This is a genomic window from Streptomyces sp. NPDC097640 (genome assembly GCF_040302705.1).
Lineage (GTDB): Bacteria > Actinomycetota > Actinomycetes > Streptomycetales > Streptomycetaceae > Streptomyces.
This window is the reverse complement of record NZ_JBEOSB010000008.1, coordinates 225,272-248,378: the sequence shown is the minus strand read 5'-3', so window position 1 is coordinate 248,378 and position 23,107 is coordinate 225,272. Positions and strand designations below refer to the sequence as shown.

Genomic DNA, 23,107 nt, shown 5'->3' with positions numbered 1-23,107 from the left:
GCGCGGGCACTGACGCGGGCACTGACGCGGGCCGGGGCTACAGCAGCCGGCTCAGCGGCACCCCGGTCAGCGCCCTGACCTCGCGGGCGAGGTGGGCCTGGTCGGCGTAGCCGGTGACGGCCGCGATCTCGGCGAAGGCCGTCCCCGCCCGCGCCGCGTCCAGCGCGCGGTTCAGCCGCAGGACCCGGGCCAGGGTCTTGGGGCCGTAGCCGAACGCCGCGAGCGACCGCCGGTGCAGCTGCCGCTCCCCCAGGCCCACCTCGGCGGCGACCTCCGCGACCGTCCGGCCGCCGGAGAGCCCCGCCACGACCGCGCCGACCGCCGGGTCGGGCGGCTCGGCGCCGCGCAGCCGGTCCAGCGCCACGGCCTCCAGCGCCCGGCCCGCGCCGCCCTGGCCCGCACCGCCCCGGCCCGCGCCGTTCCGCCCCGTACCGGCCCGGCCCGCCTCCTCCGCCAGCCGCTCGGCGAGCCGCCGCACCTCGGCGCCCGGCCACAGCGCCGCCAACGGCACCCGCTGGTCCTTCAGTTCGTACGCGGGCACACCGAGCACGGCCGGACCCGTGCCGGGCGCGAACCGCAGCCCGACCCAGCCGGTGCCCGGGGTGGCCTCCGCGAGGTGCGCCCGGGTGTCGGGCCCGGCTACGAACAGCTCCCCGGCGGGGGCGGCCGGGTCGCCATGGCTCCAGATCAGGTCGGTGCAGCCGTCCGGCAGCACACGCTGCGGCCCGGCCCCGGCCGTACGGGACCACACCACCGCCCTGCCGCCCAGCAGCCCTGATCGCCACTCCTGGTACGGCACCTCGCTCAAGGCACCTCGCGCAGATACATAGCGCCACAAGAATGGCAGAAAGGCACCGAGTCGTCCGTGGCCCAGACCTCCGCCGACTGCGTCTCCGCGTCCGGGTTCAGCTCGCGTCCGCACATCGCGGTCGTGCCGATGCCGCGCACCATGTGCCAGATCTTGACCGGCGCGCCGGCCACCCGCCCCGAGCTGCCCTCCTCGTATTCGGCGCGCATCTCGTGCTGCATGCGTACACCTCCTGCTCCCTCCATGGTCCCGCCCGCCCCGGCCGAACGCCACCGGGGTCCGCGTGCCCGAAACCCCGGCTAGAACACCGACCAGCCGGTCAGCGTCGTGAAGTGGTCGAGCGCCGCCATTCCGGCCACCGAGTTGCCGCGGGCGTCGAGCCCGGGGCTCCAGACGCACAGCGTGCAGCGGCCCGGTATCACCGCGAGGATGCCGCCGCCGACGCCGCTCTTGCCGGGCAGGCCGACGCGGTAGGCGAAGTCGCCCGCCGCGTCGTACGTGCCGCAGGTGAGCATGACCGCGTTGATCCGCTTCGCCTGGCGCGGCGACAGCAGCCGGGAGCCGTCCGCACGCAGCCCGTGCCGGGCCAGGAAGCCGCCGGCCAAGGCCAGGTCGCGGCAACTGATCTCGATCGAGCACTGCCAGAAGTAGTGCTCGAGGACCGTGGGGACCGGGTTGTCGAGATTGCCGTAGCTCGCCATGAAGTGCGCGAGGGCGGCGTTGCGGTCGCCGTGCTCGGACTCGGAGGCGGCGACGGACTGGTCGAAGGCGAGCCCGGGGTTGTCGCTCTCGGCGCGCAGGAACTCCAGCATGGTGGTGCTGGCGTCGCCGGTCAGGGTCTGGAGCCGGTCGGTGACGACCAGGGCGCCGGCGTTGATGAACGGATTGCGCGGGATGCCGTTCTCGTACTCCAGCTGCACCAGGGAGTTGAAGGGGTTGCCGGACGGCTCCCGGCCGACCCGCCGCCAGATCCGCTCGCCGTCCTGTTCGAGGACGAGCGCGAGGCTGAACGCCTTGGAGATGCTCTGCACCGAGAACGGGACCTCCCAGTCGCCGACCCCGGTCACCGTGCCGTCCACGTCCGCTACGGCGATGCCGAACCGGCGCGGGTCCACCGAGGCCAGCGCGGGGATGTACTGGGCCACCTCGCCCTGGCCGATCTGCGGTGCGACGTGGGCCGCGACCTCGTCGAGAAGTCCCTGGTAGTCCATGGTTCCGTGGTACTCCTGCGCGTCGTCGAGCGGCTCGGAACGCACGATAACCGGAGTGCTTCACATCGTTTGCACCAGGACTCGTCACCGAGCGTTTTCGTGGGTATGCACGGGGTGACAGTCGGGCCGCGAGGGGCGGCCCCGCACGACGCGAACGGAGGCGGCCATGGCCTCACCCATGTCCGCAGGGGACTTTTTGTCGGCTCTGGAGCGCGAGGGCCTGCGTGTGGTGCAGGTCGGCGACTGGCGCCACCACAACAGAAACCACAAGGGACCCTGGGGCGAGGTGCACGGCGTGATGATCCACCACACGGTCACCTCCGGCACCGACCTCACCGTGCGGATCTGCCGGGACGGCTTCGACTCGCTGCCCGGCCCGCTGTGCCACGGCGTGATCGCCAAGGACGGCGCCGTACACCTGGTGGGCTACGGCCGCGCCAACCACGCGGGGCTCGGCGACGACGAGGTGCTGCGCGCCGTGATCGCCGAGAAGGCCCTGCCCCCGGACAACGAGGCGAACACCGACGGCAATCGCTGCTTCTACGGCTTCGAATGCGAAAACCTCGGGGACGGAAAGGATCCCTGGCCGGAGGAGCAACTGGCGGCGATCGAGCGGGCCGCGGCGGCGATCTGCCGCCATCACGGCTGGACCGAGCGCTCGGTGATCGGCCATCTCGAATGGCAGCCGGGCAAGACGGACCCGCGCGGCTTCACCATGGACGCGATGCGCGCCCGCGTCCGCGACCGCCTGAAGTGACCCCGCGCCCTGCCCGGAGTCCGGGCGCCGGCTAGCCGTCCTCGCTCTCCTCGCGGTAGGCCGCCGCCTCCTCCAGGTCCAGCCTGCGCAGCAGGGTCCGCAGCATCTCGTCGTCGATCCGCCGGGCGTCGCGGAGCTCCACGAACACCGCGCGCTCGGCGCTGATCACCTCTCGGGCGAGCCTGCGGTACGTGTCGTCGGCCGACTCCCCCGTCACCGCGTTCACCGCCCCGAGCCGCTCCCACACCGCGTTGCGGCGTCTCTCCAGCACCGTGCGCAGCCGGTCGGCGAGCGGCTGGGGCAGGGCGTTGCGCTCGTCGGCGAGGAGCTCGTCGAGGCGGCGCTCGGCCGCCCTCGACGCGTCGTTCTGGGCCTGGGCCTCCACCAGGGTCTGGGCCTGGACGTCGCGGCCGGGCAGCGGCAGCACGCGGATCAGCGCGGGCAGGGTGAGCCCCTGGAGGATGAGGGTGCCGATGACGGTCGTGAAGGTCAGGAAGAGGACGAGGTTACGGGCCGGGAAGGGGTGTCCGCCGTGCACGGTGAGCGGGATGGAGAAGGCGATGGCCAGCGAGACCACGCCGCGCATCCCGGCCCAGCCGACGATGACCGGCGCGGTCCAGTCGGTCTCCGGCTCCCGCTCGCGGATCCGCTTGGAGAGCGCGCGGGGCAGGAAGGTCGCGGGGAAGACCCAGACGAACCGCGCGCACACGACCACGAGGAGGAGCATGGCCGCGTACCAGCCGGCTTCGAAGGGCCCGTACTCGCCCAGGTCGCGCACCACGACCGGCAGCTGGAGCCCGATCAGCGCGAACACCACGGACTCCAGGATGAAGGTGATCATCTTCCACACCGCCGACTCCTGGAGCCTGGTGGCGAAGTCCACCTGCCAGGACCGGTGCCCCAGGTAGAGGCCGACCACGACGACCGCCAGCACACCCGAGGCATGGACCTGCTCGGCCGCCGCGTAGGCGACGAAGGGGATGAGCAGCGAGAGGGTGTTCTGGAGCAGCGGATCCCGCAGCCGGGTGCGCAGCCAGTGCAGCGGCACCATCAGGATCAGCCCGACCCCGACGCCGCCGACGGCCGCGAGGGCGAATTCCTTGAGGCCGCCCGCCCAGGTGGCCCCCTCGCCCACCGCCGCGGCCAGCGCCACCTTGTAGGCGGTGATCGCGGTCGCGTCGTTGACCAGGGACTCGCCCTGGAGGACGGTGGTCAGCCGGGAGGGCAGGCCGACCTTCCGGGCGATGGCCGTCGCCGCGACCGCGTCGGGCGGGGCGATGACCGCGCCGAGGACGAGGGCGGCGGTCAGCGGCAGGTCGGGCACCAGGAGATAGGTGATCCAGCCGACCGCGACGGTCGCGAAGAGCACATACCCGATCGAGAGCAGCGCGACGGGGCGGATATTGGCGCGCAGGTCCAGATACGAGCTTTCGAACGCCGCCATGTGCAGCAGGGGCGGCAGCACGAGGGGCAGCACGATATGCGGGTCGAGCGCGTACTCGGGGACCCCGGGCACATACGAGGCGATGAGCCCGGCGGCGACCAGCAGCAGTGGCGCGGGCACGGGTGTGCGGCGGGCCGCGCCCGCCACGGCCGCGCTGCCCGCCACCAGCATCAACAGGGGAAATACGTCCATCAGCCAGCCCGTCCCGCTCGTCTTGTCGGTTTAGTCTGGCAATCATGAACGAGTGTCCGCATGTTCCCGAGCTGCCGGTGCCCGAGCCGGAGCCGAGGTACGACACCTGCCGGGAGTGCCTGGCCGTCGACAGCCATCCGGTGCAGTTGCGGCTGTGCCTGACCTGCGGCCACGTCGGCTGCTGCGACTCGTCGCCGTTCCAGCACGCCACCGAGCACCACAAGGAGACCGGACACCCGGTGATGCGCAGTTTCGAGCCCGGCGAGAGCTGGCGCTGGTGCTATGTGGACCACATGATCCTCTAAGGACTGCCCCATGGACGGTGTGGCCCGCTAGCCTTCACCACATGATCCGAACAGCGACGCCTTCAGCGGGGAGAGGAGGGGAAAGGAGCCATGTCACCTGCGGTTCCTTCAACGGGGCGACATCTCTTTCGAATTGAGGCCGCAAACCTCTAGCCACTGTGCGTACTCATGTGCTTACTATGAGTGATATCGAGGACCTTCGGGTCGGCGTTCACCCATGACGGGGGCCGTGCTTCGTCCGGGCGACACCGAGCCGCAGATCGCGATAGCGTCGCAGCCGAACCACGTGCCGCGCCGGTCCGTTTCCCCCTCCACCATAAGGGCTCACGACCGGCGCTCCAATCAGCTCAGCTCAATCAGCTTGTGTCACCTTGGAGGTGAGGGTGTCCCAGATCGCAGGCGAGCCCGGGACCCAGGACTTCGTAGAAGTCCGGCTGCCCGCTGAGGGTGCCTACCTGTCGGTGCTGCGGACGGCCACGGCCGGCCTCGCAGCCCGCTTGGACTTCACCCTCGACGAGATCGAGGATCTGCGCATCGCCGTCGACGAAGCGTGCGCGATCCTGCTCCAGCAAGCCGTGCCCGGCAGTGTGCTGAGCTGCGTCTTCCGCCTGATCGACGACGCACTTCAGGTGACCGTCTCGGCTCCGACCACCGACGGGCGCGCCCCCGAGCGCGACACCTTCGCCTGGACAGTGCTCTCCGCGCTCGCGGGCAAGGTCGACTCGACCGTGGCCGAGGACCGCACGGTCAGTATCAGCCTGTACAAGGAGCGCGGCGCCGGCCCCGGACAGCCGTGAAGGAAAGGGGGGCTCCGTGAGCACCGCATCATCGCGGGGAGTGCGTACCCCGGCCATCCCGCACCCGCCGGCCCAGCCGCATCCCGCGGACCCGGAGGCGGCAGGAGACCGACCAGAGCGGGCGGACCACATGGATCAGCATCAGCACGAGCGGCACGAACGGCCCGATCCGCATGACCGCAGCGGAGCGCGGGCGATGTTCGTCGTGCTGCGCGGGCTCCCGGAGGGCTCCGAGGAGCGCGCCGAGCTGCGCAACACCCTCGTGCGGATGCATCTGCCGCTGGTGGAGCATCTGGCGCGGCGCTTCCGCAACCGCGGCGAGCCGCTGGACGACCTCACCCAGGTCGCCACCATCGGGTTGATCAAGTCCGTGGACCGGTTCGACCCGGACCGCGGTGTCGAGTTCTCGACGTACGCGACGCCGACGGTCGTCGGCGAGATCAAGCGGCACTTCCGCGACAAGGGCTGGGCGGTGCGGGTGCCGCGCAGGCTTCAGGAGCTGCGGCTCTCGCTGACCACGGCCACCGCCGAGCTCTCCCAGCGACACGGCCGCGCCCCCACGGTCCATGAGCTGGCCGAGCATCTGAGCATCTCCGAGGAAGAGGTGCTGGAGGGCCTGGAGTCGGCCAACGCGTACAGCACGCTCTCCCTGGACGTGCCGGACACGGACGACGAGTCCCCGGCGGTCGCGGACACCCTCGGCGCGGAGGACGAGGCGCTGGAGGGCGTCGAGTACCGCGAGTCGCTCAAGCCGCTGCTGGAGGATCTGCCGCCGCGCGAGAAGAAGATCCTGCTGCTGCGCTTCTTCGGCAATATGACCCAGTCGCAGATCGCGCAGGAGGTCGGCATCTCGCAGATGCATGTCTCGCGGCTGCTGGCGCGCACCCTCGCCCAGCTGCGGGAGCGGTTGCTGGTGGAGGAGTAAGGGGAGCAAGGGGAGTAACGGGCGTCAGGCGTCGCGCGGGCCGATGCCCAGCGCTTCCGTCGCCGTCGGGTTGATCAGCAGTGCCAGCACGGCAAACGCCGCGAGGGCGGTGGCCACCCCGACGGCGATCAGCCCGCCGCCGTTCTGCACCAGCGTCCAGGCCACGGGCAGCGCCATGAGCTGAGTGATCATCGCGGGCCCGCGGCTCCACCGCCGGCGCAGCCACAGCCCGCGGGCGGCGGCCAGCGGCAGCAGGGCCAGCGCCAGCACGGTCACCCCGAGCATCTCGGCCTGCTGCGGGCTGTCCGGATCCCCGGTCACCCCCATGATCAGCACATACACCCCCAGGCCGACCAGCACCACGGCCTCGGCCGCGGCGAGCACCGCGGCCGCGGTCAGCCGCGTCGGGCGGGGGCCGGACGGGGCCGCGTCGGCGGGGGCCTGCGTGGTCGCCCTGGCCGTGGTCGGCTTCGGGGCCGTCGTCGCCTTCGGCGTCGGCATCGCCGTCTTCGCGGGCCTGGCCTTCTTGGCGGAGGTCTTGGCAGATGCGGACTTCTTACTGCTCACCCCCGCAGCCTAGCCGCCGCCCGCTCCGGCCGGGGCGGGCCCGGGATTGCGGGCGGTTCATCATCAGTGGGTAGGCTGCTGCGCATGCGCGCACTCATCGTGGTCAACCCGGCAGCAACCACCACCAGTGCCCGCACTCGCGACGTCCTGATCCACGCGCTCGCCAGCGACCTGAAGCTGGACGTCGCGACCACGGAGTACCGGGGACACGCCCGCGACCTGGCCCGGCAGGCCGCGGAGGGGGGCACACACGAGCTGGTCGTCGCCCTCGGGGGCGACGGCACGGTCAACGAGGTGGTCAACGGGCTGCTGCACAGTGGCCCCGACCCGGACGCGCTGCCCCGCCTGGCCGTCGTGCCCGGCGGCTCCACCAATGTCTTCGCCCGCGCCCTCGGTCTGCCCAACGACGTCGTGGAGGCGACCGGCGCCCTGCTGGACGCGCTGCGGGACGGCACCGAGCGCACCGTGGGCCTCGGCCTCGCCGCGGGCACCCCGGGCACCGCGGACGAGTCGGTGCCGGCCCGGTGGTTCACCTTCTGCGCGGGCTTCGGCTTCGACGCGGGCGTCATCGGCCGCGTCGAACAACAGCGCGAACGCGGCAAGCGGTCAACACACGCGCTCTATATACGTCAGGTTGCGCGGCAGTTCCTCGGCGACCCGCACCGCCGCGAGGGGACCATCACCCTCAAGCGCCCGGACGAGGACCCCGTCGAGGGGCTCGTGGTGTCCATAGTCTGCAACACCGTCCCGTGGACGTATCTGGGCAACCGCCCGATCTACGCCCTGCCGGACGCGTCCTTCGACACCGCTCTTGACGTGCTCGGACTCTCCAAACTGTCCACGCCGGCGGCCACCCGCTATGTGACCCAGCTGCTGACTTCCAGCCCCGAACGGGGGCCCCGCGGCAAGCACGCGGTCTCACTGCACGACCTGACGGACTTCACCTTGCAATCGCAGGCGCCACTGCCGTTTCAGATGGACGGTGACCATCTGGGACTGCGTACGAGCGTGACGTTCACAGGCGTACGCCGTGCACTGCGTGTGATTGTGTGAGTGAGACCGCAAAAAGTCCTTCCAGTCGAACGTTTAGCCTGGCTTCCACCCCCCGGAAGTAGGGCTGTGACAGAGCCGACACCAAGGAATCAAAAAAAACTTTCCGGAAGGGGTTGTATCCGCCGCCGAGGTTTGCGAGTCTCTTCTTGGCGATCGGGACGGCCTCCAGAAGGCCCCCTTGAGAGCCCGAATCCCCCTCCTCATTCCACGGGACCGCACCAGCCCCAACTGGTTGATGTCCCTACCCTTGTCGAGGGGTTCGTGAAAGCGTTCACATTCACAAGCAACTTTTCCGCAACACGAGGAGATGGAGCAGCCATGGACTGGCGTCACAACGCCGTTTGCCGCGAGGAAGACCCCGAGCTGTTCTTCCCCATCGGCAACACCGGTCCTGCGCTGCTGCAGATCGAGGAAGCCAAGGCCGTCTGCCGCCGCTGCCCCGTCATGGAGCAGTGCCTGCAGTGGGCGCTTGAGTCCGGCCAGGACTCCGGCGTCTGGGGTGGACTCAGCGAGGACGAGCGCCGCGCAATGAAGCGCCGTGCCGCTCGCAACCGGGCACGCAACGCCAGCGCCTGACGCCCACACCCCGTGGCCCCCGAGCCGCAGCGCGCAGTAACCCCGATGCGCACAGCAACGTGAGCTTTGAGCCCCGGACCGGAAACGGTCCGGGGCTCAGTGCTGTGCGGCTCAGTGCTGTGCTCAGAATGTGAGCGTGTGCTGAAGGTCTCACCGGGAATTCCGCCCGGCGCGACCGGCGCGACCGGCGCCGGGTCAGTGCTTCTCGGCCCGCACCGGGATGTCCAGGACCACCCGGGTGCCGCGCTCGGGCGCGGGCACCATGTCGAACGTCCCGCCCAGCTCCCCCTCCACCAGCGTCCGTACGATCTGAAGGCCCAGGTTGCCCGCCCGCTGCGGGTCGAACCCCTCCGGCAGCCCGCGCCCGTCGTCCTCGACGGTGACCATCAGCCGCCCGTCCGCGCCGGTGCCGCTGCGCACCGCCGAGACCTCGACCGTGCCCAGCTCCCCCGGCCCGAAGCCGTGCTCCAGCGCGTTCTGGAGCACCTCGGTCAGCACCATGGACAGCGGGGTGGCGACCTCGGCGTCCAGGATGCCGAACCGGCCGGTGCGATGGCCGGTGACCTTGCCCGGGGATATCTCGGCGACCATGGCCAGCACCCGGTCGGCGATCTCGTCGAACTCGACCCGCTCGTCCAGGTTCTGGGACAGTGTCTCGTGCACGATCGCGATCGAGCCGACCCGGCGCACCGCCTCGTTGAGCGCCTCCCGCCCCTGGTCGGAGTCCATCCGGCGGGCCTGGAGGCGCAACAGGGCGGCCACGGTCTGGAGGTTGTTCTTCACCCGGTGGTGGATCTCCCGGATGGTGGCGTCCTTGGTGATCAACTCGCGCTCGCGGCGGCGCAGCTCGGTGACGTCCCTGAGGAGGACGAGCGAACCGATGTGGACGCCCTTGGGCTTGAGTGGGATGGCCCGCAGCTGGATGACGCCTTCGTCGCCCTCCACCTCGAACTCGCGCGGCGCCCAGCCGCTGGCCAGCTTGACCAGCGCCTCGTCCACCGGGCCGCGTACCGGGGCGAGTTCGGCGGTGGTCTGGCCGAGGTGGTGGCCGACCAGGTCGGCGGCCAGGCCCAGGCGGTGGTAGGCGGACAGGGCGTTGGGGCTGGCGTACTGGACGACGCCGTCCGCGTCGAGCCGGATCAGCCCGTCGCCCGCGCGGGGCGAGGCGTCCATGTCGACCTGCTGCTCGGGGAAGGGAAACGATCCTGCGGCGATCATCTGAGCGAGGTCGGAGGCGCTCTGGAGGTAGGTGAGCTCCAGCCGGCTGGGGGTCCGTACGGTCAGCAGATTGGTGTTGCGGGCGATCACCCCGAGCACCCGGCCCTCCCGGCGGACCGGGATGGACTCGACCCGGACCGGAACCTCCTCCCGCCACTCCGGGTCGCCCTCCCGGACGATCCGGCCCTCGTCGAGGGCGGCGTCGAGCATCGGGCGGCGGCCGCGCGGGGCGAGATGGCCGACCATGTCGTCCTGGTAGGAGGTGGGGCCGGTGTTCGGGCGCATCTGCGCCACCGACACATAGCGGGTGCCGTCGCGGGTGGGGACCCACAGGACGAGATCGGCGAAGGACAGGTCGGAGAGCAGCTGCCACTCCGATACCAGCAGGTGGAGCCACTCGAGGTCGGTGTCGCCGAGTGCGGTGTGCTCGCGTACGAGGTCGTTCATGGAGGGCACGCTGTGAGCCTACCCGGACGGCGGATTCAGCCTTTCCGCGCAGAGCCGTGGACAGGCAAGACTGGTCTAGTCCAGAATGGGCCCCACTACGATCTTCCACTCTCCCCGCACAGGAGGGTGGATCGAGGCACGCGGGGCGCTCTGCCCTGACCGCTCCGGGCGCCTCAGGTCGGCCCGCTGCGGCCGATGCAACTCCGGGCTGCGGTGCCGGGCGGGCTGAGGGTCCCGCTTTGGCGCCGCGGCCCGCGGGTGGTTTTGGGGGGTCCTTTCCCCACCCCGCCCCTTCCCTCAACTGGGGCTCCGCCCCAGACCCCGAGAGTCCAGGGGCTCCCCCGCTCCGAAACGGATGGCTCCCGCGCCTCGCGGGGAGGCGCGGGAGCCGGTGGGGGGTGGCGGCCCGTATGCGGTGACTCAGCGGGTCTCGGTCACCTTTCGCGAGCGCGCGGGGCGGGGCCAAGCCCTGATCGGCCTCCGACCGGCGGCGTCGTTCAGCGGGTCTCGGTGACCTTCGCCAGGGCGCGCGGCGCGTCCGGGTCCTGGCCTCGGGCGATCGTCACCTCGTACGCGAGCAGCTGGAGCGGCAGGATCTCCAGGATCGGCTGGACCTCCTCGGCCACCCCCTCCGTGGGCAGGGCGAAGCCCGCCGACGCGCGGTCGACCTCCGACTGGGCGCCGATCACGACCAGGTCCGCGCCGCGGCCGCGCAGCCGCTCCAGGACCGGCTGAAGCGCCTGGCCGCCCTTGCCGTCGGTGACGATCGCGATCACCGGCGAGATGTTGTCGACCATGGCGAGCGGGCCGTGCAGCAGATCGGCGCCCGAGTAGGACAGCGCGGGGATGTAGCTGGTCTCCATCAGCTTCAGCGCGGCCTCCTTCGCGGTCGGGTAGCCGTAGCCGCGGGAGGTGATCACCATGCGCTCGGCGAAGCGGTAGCGGCCGGCGAGCTGCTTCACCTCGTCCCCCCGGTCCAGGATCTGCTGGGCCAGCTCGGGGAGGACCTTGGCGGCCGCGCCGTCGCCGCCGCGCAGGCCCTCGACGAAGAGGTAGAGGGCGAGCAGTTCGGCGGTGTAGGTCTTGGTCGCGGGGAGCGCGTTCTCCGGGCCGGCCAGCACGTCGATGTGGAACTCGGAGACGGCGGCCAGCGGGGAGTCGGGGTTGTTGGTGACAGCGAGGGTGATCGCGCCGGCCTCGCGGGCGGCCTTGGTGGAGGCGACCAGGTCCGGGGAGCCGCCGGACTGGCTGACCGTGATCACCAGTACGTCGGTCAGGTCCTGCTCGGCCCCGTACGCGGTGGTGGTGGACATGGAGGTGAGGCCGCACGGCTTGCCCAGCAGGACCTCGAGCAGATACTTCGCGTACAGCGCCGCGTTGTCGGACGTGCCCCGCGCGGTGAGGAGCACGAAGCGCGGGTCGCGCGCGGCGATCCGCTCGGCGATCTCGCGGATGCGGGGCGCGCCCTCGTCGAGGATCCGACGCAGCACCGCGGGCTGCTCGGCCATCTCCCCGGACATGATCCGGCCCGGCTGGTCGCTGTGCTGGGCCGGAGTCGTGGCGGACATGCTGGGTGCCTCCAGTTTGCTGTGCTGTGCCGGGCCCGCGGTGCGGGTCCGGCTGGGCGGTGGTGTCATCGCCCGGCCACGCCGCCGGTGATGACCTCCGCGGCGGCCACCCCGCAGACCCGGGCGGCGCCGTGAGTCGCGATGTGCAGCGCCCCGGTCGGCGGCGCCTGGGGCACGCCCATCTCGACGACGACCGTGTCCGGCCGTGCGGCGAGCAGGGTGTCCAGGGCACCGGCCATCCAGGGGTGGCGGTGGACATCGCGTACCACTGCGACGATCCTACGATCCGCCGCCTCGCCGAGTACATTTGCGATCAATGCGGGCGCACCCTCAGGCTCAGCCTCAGCGTCCTGCCGTCCGTAGGTGGCCGTGCCGGTGCCCGGGAGCAGCCGGGCCAGTTCGGCGGCGACGCCCCAGGGGGTCTCGTCGCCGACGGCGATGTTGGCCACCGGGGTGAAGGCGGCGACGAACACCGGGCCGGCGGGCGGCTCGTAGGGCCGCTCGCCGCGGGTGATCCGCAGCGCCCGGCGGGCCGCGCGCAGCCCCGCCTCGGGGGCGGGTGCGATCCCCTGCGCCGCACCCGGCCCCCCGGCGTCGCGCGCCCAGTCGCCCAGGGCGCGCACCCGGGCCGCGGCGTCGGCGAGCCGCTCCTCCGGCAGCTCCCCCGCCCGTACGGCGGCCACCAGCGCGTCGCGCAGCCGCAGCACGGTGTCCTCGTCACAGAGCCCGCCGCCGACACAGATCGCGTCGGCGCCCGCGGCGATGGCGAGCGCGCTGCCGCGCTCGATGCCGTAGGCGGCGGAGATGGCCCGCATCTCCATGCCGTCGGTGACGATGAGCCCCTCGAAGCCGAGGCCGCCCTCGGTGGCGGGGGCGCGCAGCAGGCCGTGCAGGGCGGCCGGGCTGAGGGTGGCGGGGAGGGTCGGGTCGAGCGCGGGCAGCAGGATGTGGGCGCTCATCACGGCCTTGGTGCCGGCGGCCACGGCGGCCCGGAAGGGGACCAGTTCGCGGGCGGCCAGGGTGTCGAGGTCGGCGTCGATGCGCGGCAGGGCGTGGTGGGAGTCGATGGCCGTGTCGCCGTGCCCGGGGAAGTGCTTGGTGCAGGCGGCGACCCCGGCGCCCTGGAGGCCCCGGACGTACGCGGCGGTGTGGCGGGCCACGAGCCCCGGGTCGGCGCCGAAGGCGCGTACGCCGATGACCGGGTTGTCGGGGTTGGAGTTGACGTCGGCGGACGGCGCCCAGTCGAGGTTCACTCCGCACTCGGCGAGCCGGCGGCCCAGCTCCCGGGCCACGGCCTCGGTGAGGGCGGTGTCGTCGACGGCGCCGAGCGCCAGGTTGCCGGGGAAGGAGGAGCCGGTGCGCACCTCCATCCGGGTGACGTCGCCGCCCTCCTCGTCGATGGCGACGATGACGTCGTCGCGCTCCGCCCGCAGCTGGGCGGTGAGGGCGGCGAGCTGCTCGGACGAGACGACGTTGCGGCCGAAGATGCCGACGGAGCCAAGGCCTTCGCCGAGCCGCCGCAGCAGCCAGTCGGGGGCGGTGGTGCCGGCGAAGCCGGGCTGGAGTACGGCCAGGGCGTCCCTGGTGAGGGTGGCCGAGCCGCGGGCGAAGGTCGTCATGAGAGGGATCATCCCTTCACAGCGCCGGAAGTGAGACCACCGACCGCCTTGCGTTGCAGGAACAGGAAGAGAAGCAGGATGGGAATGGCGAAGAGCGAGGCGGCCGCCATGGTGGCGCCCCAGTCGTCGCCGAAGTTCGTCTGGAACTTGGACAGCCACAGCGGCAGCGTCTGGGCCTCGGGGTCCTTGTTCAGGATCAGTACGAGCGGGAACTCGTTCCAGGCCGTGATGAAGCCGAACAGCGAGGTGGCCATCAGTCCGGGCGCCAGCAGCGGGAAGATCACCCGGATGAACGCCTGCGGCCGGGTGCAGCCGTCGACCATCGCGGACTCCTCCAGCTCCTTGGGCACGGCGGCGACATAGGAGCGCAGGGTGAGGATGGTGAAGGGCAGCACCATGACCATGTAGAAGAGGGTCAGCGGCACCAGGCTGTTCAGCATCTCGCCATCGCGGATGATCATGTAGATCGCGATCACCATGACTTCCCAGGGCGCCATCTGGGCGATCATGAACGTCACCAGGAAGCCGCGGCGGCCCTTGAAGCGCATCCGGGCGAGGGCGAAGGACGCGAGGAGCGCGAGCACCAGGGAGAACGCCACCGCCGAGACGGTGACGGTCAGGGAGTTCCGCACCAGGGTCCAGAAGTTCTCCGCGTTCGTCGCCGTCTTGAAGTGCTCGAAGGTGGCGTTGGTCGGGAACCACACCGGGTCCTCGGAGATGATGTCCGAGGTCGGCTTGAAGGCCGTGCTGAACATCCAGTAGACGGGGAACACGAAGGCGATGAAGAGGACGATCGCCGTCGCATTGGGCCACAGCCGCCCGGCCGCCGAGCGTTTCACAGCTCGTCCCCCTCATCCTTCTCTTGTTTGAGCACGATCCGAAGGTAGTAGGAGGTCAGGGCCAGCAGGATCACGATGGTCAGCAGCGAGATCGCCGCGCCCATGCCGTAGTGCTGATTGCCCACGCCCTCGATGAACGCGTAGACGGGAAGGGTCTCGGTGAGCCGGTCCGGGCCGCCCTCGTTGATCGCGAAGACCTGCGGGAACGCCTTGAAGACCCAGATCACCTCGAGGAAGACCGTCGCGAGGAGGAACGGCCTGAGGAAGGGCAGGGTCACCGAGGTGAAGGAGCGCCAGGCCCCGGCGCCGTCCAGCGAGGCCGCCTCGTACAGCTCCTTGGGGATCGTCGTGGTCGCCGCGTAGAGGTTGATCGCCACGAAGGGGATCGACTGCCAGACGATCAGGAGGGTGATGACGAAGAAGGTCGAGAACTGGCTGCCGGTCCAGTTGTAGTCGGCCATCGAGTGCCAGCCGAGCTTGTCCAGGACCCAGTTGACCACCCCGAAGCGGGAGGCGAACAGCCACTGGTAGACCGTGGTCGCCGCGATCGGCGGCATGGCCCAGGCCAGTACGAGACCGGTCGACAGCAGCAGCCGCATCTTCGTCCCGAGCCGGGCCAGCAGCAGCCCGACCAGCGTGCCGAGCAGCATGATCAGCACGACGTTGACGGAGGTGAAGGCCACCGACCTGGCCGTGACCCGCCAGAAGTCCTCGCTGGTCAGCGCCTCGCGGTAGTTGTCGACGCCGTTCCACTCGGTGAGGTGCTGGATCAGCTGCCGCATATTGAGGTTCTGGAACGACAGCATGCCGTTCTTCACCATCGGCCAGCCCAGCAGCACCACGGTGGCGGCCAGCGCGGGCAGAAGCAGCAGATAGGGCGCGGTGCCGATGAGCCGGCCGCGCCCCGGGGGCGTCCCGCGGCCCGTACCCGTACGGCCCGGCGGCGCCCCGCGCCCGGGGACCCCGGCCGCCGCGGGGCGGCCGGGGTCCTTACGTGTGGTCGCTACAGCCATCGCCGTTACTGCTCCTGGCTGAGGCGCTTGTTCATCTCGTCCTCGACCGACTTGGCCGCGTCCGCCGGGGACTTACCCTTCAGCACGGCGGTCATATAGGCCTTGACCGGGTTCGGGGCGTTCTCCACCGGGGCCCACTCGGGGATCAGCGGGGTGGTGCCGCCGCCCGCGACGGCGGGCGCCGCCGCCTCGGCCGCGGCGTTGCCCTTGAGCTGGGACTGGAGCGACTCCTTGTTGGGGATCACGCCGCCTTCCTTCGCCAGCTGCCCCTCGTGGGTGTCCGACAGCGCGATCTTCAGGAACTCCTTGGCCAGTTCCTGCTTCTTGCTGCCCGCCGCGACCGCGAGGTTGGAGCCGCCGAGGAAGACGCCCTCCGGCTTGTCCGCGGTCTCCCCGGGGATGGTGAAGTAGCCGATGTCCTGCTCGATCTTCGGGTTGGCCTTGATCGCGGTCGCCGCCTCCCAGCCCATTCCGATGAAGGCGCCGGTCTTGCCCTTGGCGAAGACCTCGGCCTGCTGCGGGGTGGCCTCGTCCTTGTCCTTGGGGGCCTCACTGAAGGACTGGTACTGCTTGTAGATGTCCATGGCCTTGGCGACCTTGGCGTCGGCGAGGTTGGAGACCCACTTGTCGCCTTCCTTCTTGACGAGGTCGGCGCCGGTTCCGATGGTCAGCCCGTCGAAGAAGTACCAGTTCTGGCCCGGCAGATAGATCGGTTCGGCGTCCGTCTTCTTCTTGATCGCGTCAAGGTCCTGGAAGAACTCGGACCGAGTCTTGGGGGTGTCCTTGATCCCGGCCTCGGCCCAGATCTTCTTGTTGTAGAGCACCACCCGGTTGGCCGCGTACCACGGGGCGGCGTACTGCTTGCCGTCGTAGACCGCGGACTTGTTGAGCGACTCGGCCCAGTCGGCACCGATCGACTCCTTCAGGTCGGTCAGCTCGGCCAGACCGCCGGTCCGGGCGTAGGCGGGGGTCTGGGTATTACCGATCTCGATCACGTCCGGCGGGTCGGACTCCGAGAGCGCGGTGGTCACCTTCTGCTGAATGCCGTTCCACTGCTGGACTTCCAGCTTCAGCTTGGCGCCCGTCTTCTTCTCGAACGCCGCCTTGACGTCCTTGGTCCAGCCGTCGGGGGTGGATCCGTCCATCGCCCATACGGTGAGCGTCTCGCCCTTGAAGCCGTCCGCCCCTGTCTTCTCGTCGTCATCGCCGGACCCGCAGGCCGCGACGGTCACCAGCATTGCCGCGACGCCCGTCGCCGCTATCAGCCCACGCTTCACAGCACACTCCCCAAAGGACCGGAAGACAGGTTTAATGGTTTAGACCAGTGCCCGCAGCTTGGCCTAGACCTTTTGGGGTGTCAAGGTGCCCAAGAGCCGCCGTAGGCTCCGTTATCGGACCGACACCTGACGACATCCGGGCGCAGCAGTCGTCCGAGGCCAGGGCCGTGCCACGATGTGAGCCGCTGAAAACGGAGGAGCCGGTGACGGCAGCAGATCAGGAGTCGGAAGGGCGCGCGATGGACACCGAGGGGGCAACGGCGACGGCCGGCACGGCCACGGCGGCTACGACGGCCAGGTCGGCCACGGCCGAGAGCGCCAACAGCTCCGGCAGCAGTTCCGGCAGCAGTTCCGGTGGGACGCGCACCGCGCGCGTGCCCAAGTACTACCGGCTCAAGCGGCACTTGCTGGAGATCACCGAAACCCTGCCGCCCGGCACCCCGGTCCCCCCCGAGCGCACCCTCGCCGCCGAGTTCGACACCTCCCGCACCACCGTGCGCCAGGCCCTCCAGGAACTGGTCGTCGAGGGACGCCTGGAGCGGATCCAGGGCAAGGGCACCTTCGTGGCCAAGCCCAAGGTCTCCCAGGCCCTCCAGCTGACCTCGTACACCGAGGACATGAAGGCCCAGGGCCTGGAACCCACCTCCCAGCTCCTGGACATCGGCTATGTGACCGCCGACGACCGGCTCGCCGGGCTCCTGGACATCGCGACCGGCGGCCGGGTGCTGCGCATCGAGCGGCTGCGGCTGGCCAGCGGCGAGCCGATGGCCATCGAGACCACCCATCTGTCCGCGAAGCGCTTCCCCGCGCTGCGCCGCAGCCTGGTCAAGTACTCCTCGCTCTACACCGCCCTGGCCGAGGTGTACGACATCCACCTCGCGGAGGCCGAGGAGACCATCGAGACCTCGCTGGCCACCCCGCGCGAGGCCGGGCTGCTGGGCACGGACGTCGGGCTGCCGATGCTGATGCTCTCGCGCCACTCGCTGGACGCGGCCGGCGAGCCGGTGGAGTGGGTGCGGTCGGTCTACCGGGGGGACCGCTACAAGTTCGTGGCCCGGCTACAGCGGCCGAACGGCTGAGCCCACGCCGATCGGCTGAGCCCACGTCATCCGAGTCGCCCCCGACGCCCTTTCTTTCCCATACCGATATACGGACGGGTAGTGACGTCCGCCCGGCCTCTGGCTTAGATTTCCTGCGCATTAAGCAAACGATCAGTCTGTATACACAGGTGCTCAGCGCAGGTGCTCAGCCACGGGACGGACGGGACGGAGCAGCCGCCAATGTCAGGAACATCCGAAACACAAGGCAGGAGACCGGTCATCACGCCCACGCGCGTCGTGATCGGTCTGTGCCTGGTCGCCCCCTTCGTGGCGTTGCTGTGGGTCGACTCGTACGCCAAGGTCGAGCCCACCTTCATCGGCATCCCGTTCTTCTACTGGTACCAGATGCTCTGGGTGCCCGTCTCAGCTGTGCTGACGGCGGTCGCGTATGTGCTGGTCCGCCGTGAGAAGCGGGCGCTGCGCGAGGCGGAGCGGGCGCAGAAGGGAGGTGCGGCGGAATGAAGAACGACGTGAACGGCGTCGCGCTCGGCGTCTTCATCTTCTTCTTCCTGGCCGTCACGGTCATGGGATTCATGGCCGCGCGCTGGCGGGCGGCCGAGAACGCCAACAACCTCGACGAGTGGGGCCTGGGCGGCCGCAGCTTCGGCACCTGGGTCACCTGGTTCCTGCTCGGCGGCGACCTCTACACCGCGTACACCTTCGTGGCCGTCCCGGCGGCCATCTACGCGGCGGGCGCGTCCGGCTTCTTCGCCGTCCCGTACACCATCCTGGTGTACCCGCTGATCTTCCTCTTCCTGCCCCGGCTCTGGTCGGTGTCGCACAAGCACGGGTACGTCACCACCTCGGACTTCGTCCGCGGCCGCTTCGGCTCCAAGGGCCTGTCGCTGGCCGTCGCGGTCACCGGCATCCTCGCCACCATGCCGTACATCGCCCTCCAACTCGTCGGCATCCAGGCCGTGCTGGACGTGATGGGCGTGGGCGGCGGTGAGAACACCAACTGGTTCATCAAGGACCTGCCGCTGCTGATCGCCTTCGGCGTGCTCGCCGCGTACACCTACTCCTCGGGTCTGCGCGCCCCCGCGCTCATCGCGTTCGTCAAGGACACGCTGATCTACATCGTCATCGTGGTGGCGATCATCTACATCCCGATCAAGCTGGGCGGCTTCGACGACATCTTCGCCAAGGCGGGCGCCTGGCTCTCCAGCGACAATCCGACGACCGGGGCGCCGCGCGGCTCCCTGGCCCCCGGGGAGAAGGCGCAGTGGGCCTACGCCACCCTGGCCGTCGGCTCGGCGCTCGCGCTGTTCATGTATCCGCACTCGATCACCGCGACGCTCTCCAGCCGCAGCCGCGAGGTGATCCGCCGCAACACCACGATCCTGCCGCTGTACTCGCTGATGCTGGGCCTGCTGGCGCTGCTCGGCTTCATGGCGATCGCGGCGGGCGTGACGGTGGGGAACCCGCAGCTCGCCATCCCGCAGCTGTTCGAGGACATGTTCCCGGACTGGTTCACCGGCGTGGCCTTCGCCGCCATCGGCATCGGCGCGCTGGTCCCGGCGGCGATCATGTCCATCGCGGCGGCGAACCTCTTCACCCGCAACATCTACAAGGACTTCCTGCGGCCGAACGCCACGCCCGAGCAGGAGACCAAGGTCTCCAAGCTGGTCTCGCTGCTGGTCAAGGTCGGCGCGCTGATCTTCGTCCTCGGCATGGACAAGTCCGTCGCGATCAACTTCCAGCTGCTGGGCGGCGTCTGGATCCTCCAGACCTTCCCGGCCCTGGTGGGCGGCCTGTTCACCCGCTGGTTCCACCGCTGGGCGCTGCTGGCCGGCTGGGCGGTCGGCATGGTCTACGGCACGATGGCGGCGTACGGCGTGACCACCCCCACCCAGAAGCACTTCGGCGGCAGCCAGAAGGAGATCCCCGGCATCGGCGAGATCGGCTACATCGGCTTCACGGCCTTTGTGCTCAACGCCGCCGTGGTGGTTGTCCTCACCCTCGTCCTGCGCGCCGTGAAGGCCCCGGACGGCGTCGACGAGACGACGGCCGCCGACTACAAGGCGGACGCGGGCGACCCGGGCGTCAAGGCGGACCTCCCCCCGGCCACGGCGGGCGCCCCCGGCGGCCACTGACACCTCGGCTTCTTCGCATCGACGGGCCGCCGTCCTCCTTGATGGGGGACGGCGGCCCGTTCGTATGCGCGCACGGCGGCTGTGCAGCCGTCAGCCGGGCGAGGCGGTGTGCTCGTCGGTCGTGGGCGGCGCGTGGAAGGCCGCGGTCAGGAAGGTGACCAGCCGCCCGGCGTCGTCCCCCGGCGACACGCCCTCGGCGGTGTCGCCCGGGTGGAGATCGCCGAGGGCGCTCGACTGATACAGGCCCAGCAGCCCAACCATGGCACGGAAGCGGAACGAGACCTCCGCCGCGGGCAGTTGCGGCAGCGCGGCCCGCAAGGCGTCGAGGTACTGCCCCTCCGCCGGGCCGACCTCCGTCGCGAAGAGGCGCCGGATCGCGGGGTCGGGCTCGGACATCACCTGGCCCAGGAACCGCGCGACCGACATCCCCCGCTCCCCGCTCCGCTCCACGAGCCGCGCGCCCGTCATGACGAAGGCGCGTACCAGCTCCTCCACGGTGGGCTGCCGGTCGCCGGATGCGCGCAACTCTTCCAGCAGGCCCAGGCGCTCGCCGTTGACCGCGGCCATGGCGCGCTCGACAACCGCGCGCAGCAGCCCCTCCTTGGACCCGAAGTGGTAGTTGACCGCGGCCACATTGGCGTCGGCCGCGACCGTCACCGTCCGCAGCGAGGTGGCGGCGAAGCCGTGCTCGCCGAAAAGCCGCTCGGCGGCGTCGAGGAGCCGGTCCCGGGTCGGGGCGGCCTGAAGCTCATTCATCGACACCAAAGTAAAACGAGCGCTTGATTCAAGCAAGCGGTCCATGCTCCACTTGAAACGCCCGATTGAAACACTCGATTGAAACGCCCGCTTAAACGGAGTGATCGCGATGCACCAGTCCACGGCCCCGCCCACCGCACCGCCGCGCCCCGGCACCGCCCGACGGACGGCCGTCCTGACGGTGATGTGCCTGGCCCTCGCCGTCGTGGTCGGGATGCTCGCCTCGCTCCTGGTAGCCGTGCCCGACATGGCCCGCGAGCTGCGGGCCACCGAGTCCGAGCTGCAATGGATCATGAACGCGTACGGTGTGGCCTTCGCCGGTCTGCTGCTCCTGGGCGGCGCCCTCGGCGACCGCTACGGCCGCAAGGGCGTCCTGCTCGTGGGGCTCGCCCTCTTCGCGCTGTCCTCGGGCGCCGTCGTCTGGACCGACGATGTGACGCTGGTGATCGGCCTGCGCGGCCTGGCGGGCGTGGGCGCGGCCTTGGTCATGCCGATGACCCTGTCGATCATCACCCATGTCTTCCCGCCCGAGGAGCGCGGCCGCGCCGTCGGCATCTGGTCCGGCGTCAGCTTCGGATCCGGTCTGCTCGCCGTGCTGATGGCCGGGGGCCTCCTGGAGGCGTACTCCTGGCGCTCGGTGTTCCTGACGAACGCCCTGCTCGCCGCCCTCGCCCTCGTCGTCGCCGCCGCGATCGCCCCGGCCTCGAAGCAGCCGGAGTCGGCGCGGCTCGATGTCGTGGGCGCCCTGCTGTCGGTGGTCGGCATCGGGGCGCTGGTCTTCGGCATCGTGGAGGGCCCGGAGCTCGGCTGGTCCGACGGCGCGGTGATCACGGGCTTCGCGCTGGGCGGCGTCGGGCTCGCGGCCTTTGTCGGCTGGCAGCTGCGGACCGCGCACCCACTGCTGGACGTACGGGTGTTCCGGCTGCCGGGCGTCTCGGCGGGCTCACTGATCATCACGGCCGAGTCGATCGCCATGTTCGGCTTCTTCTTCCTCGGCCTGCAGTATCTGCAACAGATCCTCGGCTACTCCCCCATACGCTCCGGGCTCGCCCTGGTCTCCATGGCCCTCGGCGCGATGCTGTTCTCCCCGGTCGCCCCCGGATTCGCCAAGCGGTGCGGTATGCGTGCCGTGATGGGCTTGGGCATGGCCCTGATCGCCGCCGGGCTCGGCGTCCTGGCCGCCACGGTCGACGGCGGCGGCCTGTGGTCCTTCCTCGCCAGCACCACCCTCCTCGGTGCGGGCATCGCCTTCGCCGCGACCCCCGCCACCGAGGCCATCGTCGCCGCACTGCCACCCGAAAAGCAGGGCGTCGCCTCCGCGCTCAACGACCTCACCCGCGAACTGGGCGGAGTCCTCGGCATCGCCGTTCTCGGCAGCGTCTTCAACACCACCTACCGCTCCGACGTCGCCGACACGACCCACGGCCTGCCGACCGAGGCGGCGGACGCGACCCGCGACTCCCTGGCCGGCGCGCTGCGCGCCGCCGCCGAACTGGACGGCCGGACCGGTACCCGACTGGCCGACGCGGCCCGCGAGGCGTTCAACAGCGGCATGGCCAACGCGCTGCTCGGCGGCATCGCGGTCGTCACGCTGGGCGCGGTCGCGGCGGTGGCGCTGCTGTCGCGGCGCGCGCGTAGTCGTCACAGCGGCGACAAGTCGTAGCTGCTTGGCGGCAGGCTCTTGCTCGGGCACGCCCGGCGCCGCGGCGGTGAGCCCTGCAGTTCAGCTCGGACCCGGGCGCGCGGCGCCCGCGGCGGCGACGGCAACGGCGAGCGGGTCGCGTGAAGGGCGGTCGAGGAGGGCTTGAAGATCCGTACCGGTGTTGTCCAGGAAGCCGTGGCGGATGCTGGTGGCGATCGAGGAGAGCATCGGCGGCTGGAACGGCAACAGCCCAGGTGCGTCCAGGAGCCTGCGCCGGTATTCGCCCAATCCGATGGGGCGGTGGGCCACTCCAAGGCCATCGGCGACAACGGGCGCCGTGATCGGCGCGCCGACGAGGTCATAGACGCGCTCACTGTGTCGCTCCGGATCGCCTGCGACGATCGCCGCCACGTCGGCCAGGTCCTCACGAGCCACGGCGGACAGCGCGCCCTCACCGAACGCGGACTCCACCGCATCGCCGTTCCACATCAAGAGGGCGCCGAAAAGCTCGGCGTACAGACCGTTGCGCAGGATCGTCCACCTCAGGCCGCTCTCTTTGACCAGTCGTTCCGTCGCGCGATGCGCCAGTGCGAAGCCGAGGTGGTCACCGGCGCCGGTCAGGCTCGTGTAGATGACGTGCTGGACGCCATCGCGGGCTGCGGCGTCCAGCACGGCCGCATGCCGGCGGATCACCTGATCGTCCTCCGCGTAGCCCGCGGAGACCAGCACCAGCGTTGAGACACCGGTCAGGCCGATACCGGACGGCTGGTCGAAGTCGAGGAGCCGTACTCCTTCGCCGGGCGTACGGCTGCCGCCGATCGCCTCCACACCGCGGGCACGCAGCGCCGCGAGGGTGAGTGAGCCGAGGTTTCCGTTCACGCCGGTCACCAGGATCATGGG

General features: G+C 70.6%; 23 protein-coding genes. 10 read left to right on the top strand and 13 right to left on the bottom strand.

Annotation, left to right across the window (positions count from 1 at the left end):
* Positions 1–37 precede the first annotated feature (37 nt).
* The 3 genes from ABTY62_RS15010 to ABTY62_RS15000 form a co-directional block, all read right to left on the bottom strand.
* Complete coding sequence (locus ABTY62_RS15010) at positions 38–808, bottom strand: DUF6597 domain-containing transcriptional factor (protein ID WP_352129813.1); 771 nt, start codon at positions 806–808, stop codon at positions 38–40.
* A complete protein-coding gene (locus ABTY62_RS15005; RefSeq protein ID WP_311729809.1) occupies positions 805–1,029 on the bottom strand; it encodes a hypothetical protein in 225 nt (74 codons plus the stop codon). Before ABTY62_RS15005 ends, ABTY62_RS15010 begins: the two co-directional genes overlap by 4 nt.
* A 78-nt stretch (positions 1,030–1,107) precedes the next feature.
* The gene (locus ABTY62_RS15000) at positions 1,108–2,019 is read right to left on the bottom strand and encodes a glutaminase (RefSeq protein WP_352129940.1); all 912 of its coding nucleotides are present in this window, start codon (positions 2,017–2,019) and stop codon (positions 1,108–1,110) included.
* A 166-nt stretch (positions 2,020–2,185) separates the two neighbouring features.
* Between ABTY62_RS15000 and ABTY62_RS14995 the strand changes: the two genes are divergently transcribed.
* Complete coding sequence (locus tag ABTY62_RS14995) at positions 2,186–2,776, top strand: N-acetylmuramoyl-L-alanine amidase (protein ID WP_352129812.1); 591 nt, start codon at positions 2,186–2,188, stop codon at positions 2,774–2,776.
* Between the two features lie 31 nt (positions 2,777–2,807).
* On the opposite strand, the gene ABTY62_RS14990 is transcribed toward ABTY62_RS14995, so the two are convergent.
* Positions 2,808–4,412 carry a Na+/H+ antiporter gene (locus ABTY62_RS14990; protein ID WP_352129811.1) on the bottom strand — a complete coding sequence of 535 codons (1,605 nt, stop codon included), beginning with the start codon at positions 4,410–4,412 and terminating at the stop codon, positions 2,808–2,810.
* A 44-nt stretch (positions 4,413–4,456) separates the two neighbouring features.
* On the opposite strand from ABTY62_RS14990, the gene ABTY62_RS14985 reads away from it, so the two are divergent.
* From ABTY62_RS14985 to ABTY62_RS14975, 3 genes are all read left to right on the top strand, one after another.
* Positions 4,457–4,717 (top strand): UBP-type zinc finger domain-containing protein, encoded by a 261-nt coding sequence (locus ABTY62_RS14985; protein ID WP_352129810.1) that lies wholly within the window; start codon positions 4,457–4,459, stop codon positions 4,715–4,717.
* 383 nt (positions 4,718–5,100) lie between these two features.
* A complete protein-coding gene (locus ABTY62_RS14980) occupies positions 5,101–5,514 on the top strand; it encodes an ATP-binding protein (protein ID WP_089511125.1) in 414 nt (137 codons plus the stop codon).
* Between the two features lie 40 nt (positions 5,515–5,554).
* Positions 5,555–6,439 carry an RNA polymerase sigma factor SigF gene (locus ABTY62_RS14975; protein WP_502997466.1) on the top strand — a complete coding sequence of 295 codons (885 nt, stop codon included), beginning with the start codon at positions 5,555–5,557 and terminating at the stop codon, positions 6,437–6,439.
* 24 nt (positions 6,440–6,463) lie between these two features.
* Here the strand turns inward: ABTY62_RS14975 and ABTY62_RS14970 are convergent, their stop codons facing one another.
* Entirely contained in the window at positions 6,464–6,940 is a 477-nt protein-coding gene (locus ABTY62_RS14970) for a hypothetical protein (protein ID WP_502997465.1), read from the bottom strand.
* A gap of 150 nt (positions 6,941–7,090) precedes the next feature.
* Here ABTY62_RS14970 and ABTY62_RS14965 point away from each other — a divergent pair, with 150 nt between their 5' ends.
* Complete coding sequence (locus ABTY62_RS14965; protein ID WP_311729804.1) at positions 7,091–8,059, top strand: diacylglycerol/lipid kinase family protein; 969 nt, start codon at positions 7,091–7,093, stop codon at positions 8,057–8,059.
* 318 nt (positions 8,060–8,377) lie between these two features.
* On the top strand, positions 8,378–8,635 hold the full coding sequence (locus ABTY62_RS14960; protein ID WP_003953983.1) for a WhiB family transcriptional regulator: 258 nt from the start codon (positions 8,378–8,380) through the stop codon (positions 8,633–8,635).
* A gap of 195 nt (positions 8,636–8,830) precedes the next feature.
* On the opposite strand, the gene ABTY62_RS14955 is transcribed toward ABTY62_RS14960, so the two are convergent.
* The 6 genes from ABTY62_RS14955 to ABTY62_RS14930 all read right to left on the bottom strand — a co-directional run bounded on the left by ABTY62_RS14955 (position 8,831) and on the right by ABTY62_RS14930 (position 16,616).
* Positions 8,831–10,300: a sensor histidine kinase gene (locus tag ABTY62_RS14955; RefSeq protein ID WP_352129938.1), complete on the bottom strand. Its 1,470-nt coding sequence runs from the start codon at positions 10,298–10,300 to the stop codon at positions 8,831–8,833.
* A gap of 497 nt (positions 10,301–10,797) precedes the next feature.
* Positions 10,798–11,868, bottom strand: a complete 1,071-nt coding sequence (locus tag ABTY62_RS14950; RefSeq protein WP_352129808.1) for an SIS domain-containing protein — start codon at positions 11,866–11,868, stop codon at positions 10,798–10,800.
* Between the two features lie 65 nt (positions 11,869–11,933).
* Complete coding sequence (locus ABTY62_RS14945; protein WP_352129807.1) at positions 11,934–13,487, bottom strand: glycoside hydrolase family 3 protein; 1,554 nt, start codon at positions 13,485–13,487, stop codon at positions 11,934–11,936.
* A gap of 8 nt (positions 13,488–13,495) precedes the next feature.
* A complete protein-coding gene (locus ABTY62_RS14940) occupies positions 13,496–14,326 on the bottom strand; it encodes a carbohydrate ABC transporter permease (RefSeq protein WP_352129806.1) in 831 nt (276 codons plus the stop codon).
* Positions 14,323–15,339, bottom strand: a complete 1,017-nt coding sequence (locus ABTY62_RS14935; protein ID WP_352129805.1) for a carbohydrate ABC transporter permease — start codon at positions 15,337–15,339, stop codon at positions 14,323–14,325. Before ABTY62_RS14935 ends, ABTY62_RS14940 begins: the two co-directional genes overlap by 4 nt.
* Positions 15,340–15,344: 5 nt before the next feature.
* The gene (locus ABTY62_RS14930; protein ID WP_352129804.1) at positions 15,345–16,616 is read right to left on the bottom strand and encodes an extracellular solute-binding protein; all 1,272 of its coding nucleotides are present in this window, start codon (positions 16,614–16,616) and stop codon (positions 15,345–15,347) included.
* 239 nt (positions 16,617–16,855) lie between these two features.
* Here ABTY62_RS14930 and ABTY62_RS14925 point away from each other — a divergent pair, with 239 nt between their 5' ends.
* From ABTY62_RS14925 to mctP, 3 genes are all read left to right on the top strand, one after another.
* A complete protein-coding gene (locus ABTY62_RS14925) occupies positions 16,856–17,695 on the top strand; it encodes a GntR family transcriptional regulator (protein ID WP_352129937.1) in 840 nt (279 codons plus the stop codon).
* A 201-nt stretch (positions 17,696–17,896) separates the two neighbouring features.
* Positions 17,897–18,178: a DUF3311 domain-containing protein gene (locus tag ABTY62_RS14920; protein WP_352129803.1), complete on the top strand. Its 282-nt coding sequence runs from the start codon at positions 17,897–17,899 to the stop codon at positions 18,176–18,178.
* On the top strand, positions 18,175–19,809 hold the full coding sequence (mctP, locus tag ABTY62_RS14915; protein ID WP_352129802.1) for a monocarboxylate uptake permease MctP: 1,635 nt from the start codon (positions 18,175–18,177) through the stop codon (positions 19,807–19,809). The genes ABTY62_RS14920 and mctP overlap by 4 nt, the downstream gene beginning before the upstream one ends.
* Positions 19,810–19,899: 90 nt before the next feature.
* On the opposite strand, the gene ABTY62_RS14910 is transcribed toward mctP, so the two are convergent.
* Positions 19,900–20,565, bottom strand: a complete 666-nt coding sequence (locus ABTY62_RS14910; protein WP_352129801.1) for a TetR/AcrR family transcriptional regulator — start codon at positions 20,563–20,565, stop codon at positions 19,900–19,902.
* Positions 20,566–20,674: 109 nt separating this feature from the next.
* Here ABTY62_RS14910 and ABTY62_RS14905 point away from each other — a divergent pair, with 109 nt between their 5' ends.
* A complete protein-coding gene (locus tag ABTY62_RS14905; RefSeq protein WP_352129800.1) occupies positions 20,675–22,228 on the top strand; it encodes a DHA2 family efflux MFS transporter permease subunit in 1,554 nt (517 codons plus the stop codon).
* Between the two features lie 60 nt (positions 22,229–22,288).
* Here the strand turns inward: ABTY62_RS14905 and ABTY62_RS14900 are convergent, their stop codons facing one another.
* Positions 22,289–23,104 carry an NAD(P)H-binding protein gene (locus ABTY62_RS14900; RefSeq protein ID WP_352129799.1) on the bottom strand — a complete coding sequence of 272 codons (816 nt, stop codon included), beginning with the start codon at positions 23,102–23,104 and terminating at the stop codon, positions 22,289–22,291.
* Positions 23,105–23,107 lie beyond the last annotated feature (3 nt).

Coding starts and splice junctions, on each gene's coding strand:
- ABTY62_RS14900 (WP_352129799.1), bottom strand. CDS start 23,104: ATGATCCTGGTGACCGGCGTGAACGGAAACCTCGGCTCACTCACCCTC.
- ABTY62_RS14995 (WP_352129812.1), top strand. CDS start 2,186: ATGGCCTCACCCATGTCCGCAGGGGACTTTTTGTCGGCTCTGGAGCGC.
- ABTY62_RS14910 (WP_352129801.1), bottom strand. CDS start 20,565: ATGAATGAGCTTCAGGCCGCCCCGACCCGGGACCGGCTCCTCGACGCC.
- ABTY62_RS14950 (WP_352129808.1), bottom strand. CDS start 11,868: ATGTCCGCCACGACTCCGGCCCAGCACAGCGACCAGCCGGGCCGGATC.
- ABTY62_RS14935 (WP_352129805.1), bottom strand. CDS start 15,339: ATGGCTGTAGCGACCACACGTAAGGACCCCGGCCGCCCCGCGGCGGCC.
- ABTY62_RS15000 (WP_352129940.1), bottom strand. CDS start 2,019: ATGGACTACCAGGGACTTCTCGACGAGGTCGCGGCCCACGTCGCACCG.
- ABTY62_RS15005 (WP_311729809.1), bottom strand. CDS start 1,029: ATGCAGCACGAGATGCGCGCCGAATACGAGGAGGGCAGCTCGGGGCGG.
- mctP (WP_352129802.1), top strand. CDS start 18,175: ATGAAGAACGACGTGAACGGCGTCGCGCTCGGCGTCTTCATCTTCTTC.
- ABTY62_RS14985 (WP_352129810.1), top strand. CDS start 4,457: ATGAACGAGTGTCCGCATGTTCCCGAGCTGCCGGTGCCCGAGCCGGAG.
- ABTY62_RS14920 (WP_352129803.1), top strand. CDS start 17,897: ATGTCAGGAACATCCGAAACACAAGGCAGGAGACCGGTCATCACGCCC.
- ABTY62_RS14925 (WP_352129937.1), top strand. CDS start 16,856: ATGGACACCGAGGGGGCAACGGCGACGGCCGGCACGGCCACGGCGGCT.
- ABTY62_RS14970 (WP_502997465.1), bottom strand. CDS start 6,940: ATGCCGACGCCGAAGGCGACGACGGCCCCGAAGCCGACCACGGCCAGG.
- ABTY62_RS14905 (WP_352129800.1), top strand. CDS start 20,675: ATGCACCAGTCCACGGCCCCGCCCACCGCACCGCCGCGCCCCGGCACC.
- ABTY62_RS14965 (WP_311729804.1), top strand. CDS start 7,091: ATGCGCGCACTCATCGTGGTCAACCCGGCAGCAACCACCACCAGTGCC.
- ABTY62_RS14945 (WP_352129807.1), bottom strand. CDS start 13,487: ATGACGACCTTCGCCCGCGGCTCGGCCACCCTCACCAGGGACGCCCTG.
- ABTY62_RS14960 (WP_003953983.1), top strand. CDS start 8,378: ATGGACTGGCGTCACAACGCCGTTTGCCGCGAGGAAGACCCCGAGCTG.
- ABTY62_RS14990 (WP_352129811.1), bottom strand. CDS start 4,412: ATGGACGTATTTCCCCTGTTGATGCTGGTGGCGGGCAGCGCGGCCGTG.
- ABTY62_RS14955 (WP_352129938.1), bottom strand. CDS start 10,300: ATGAACGACCTCGTACGCGAGCACACCGCACTCGGCGACACCGACCTC.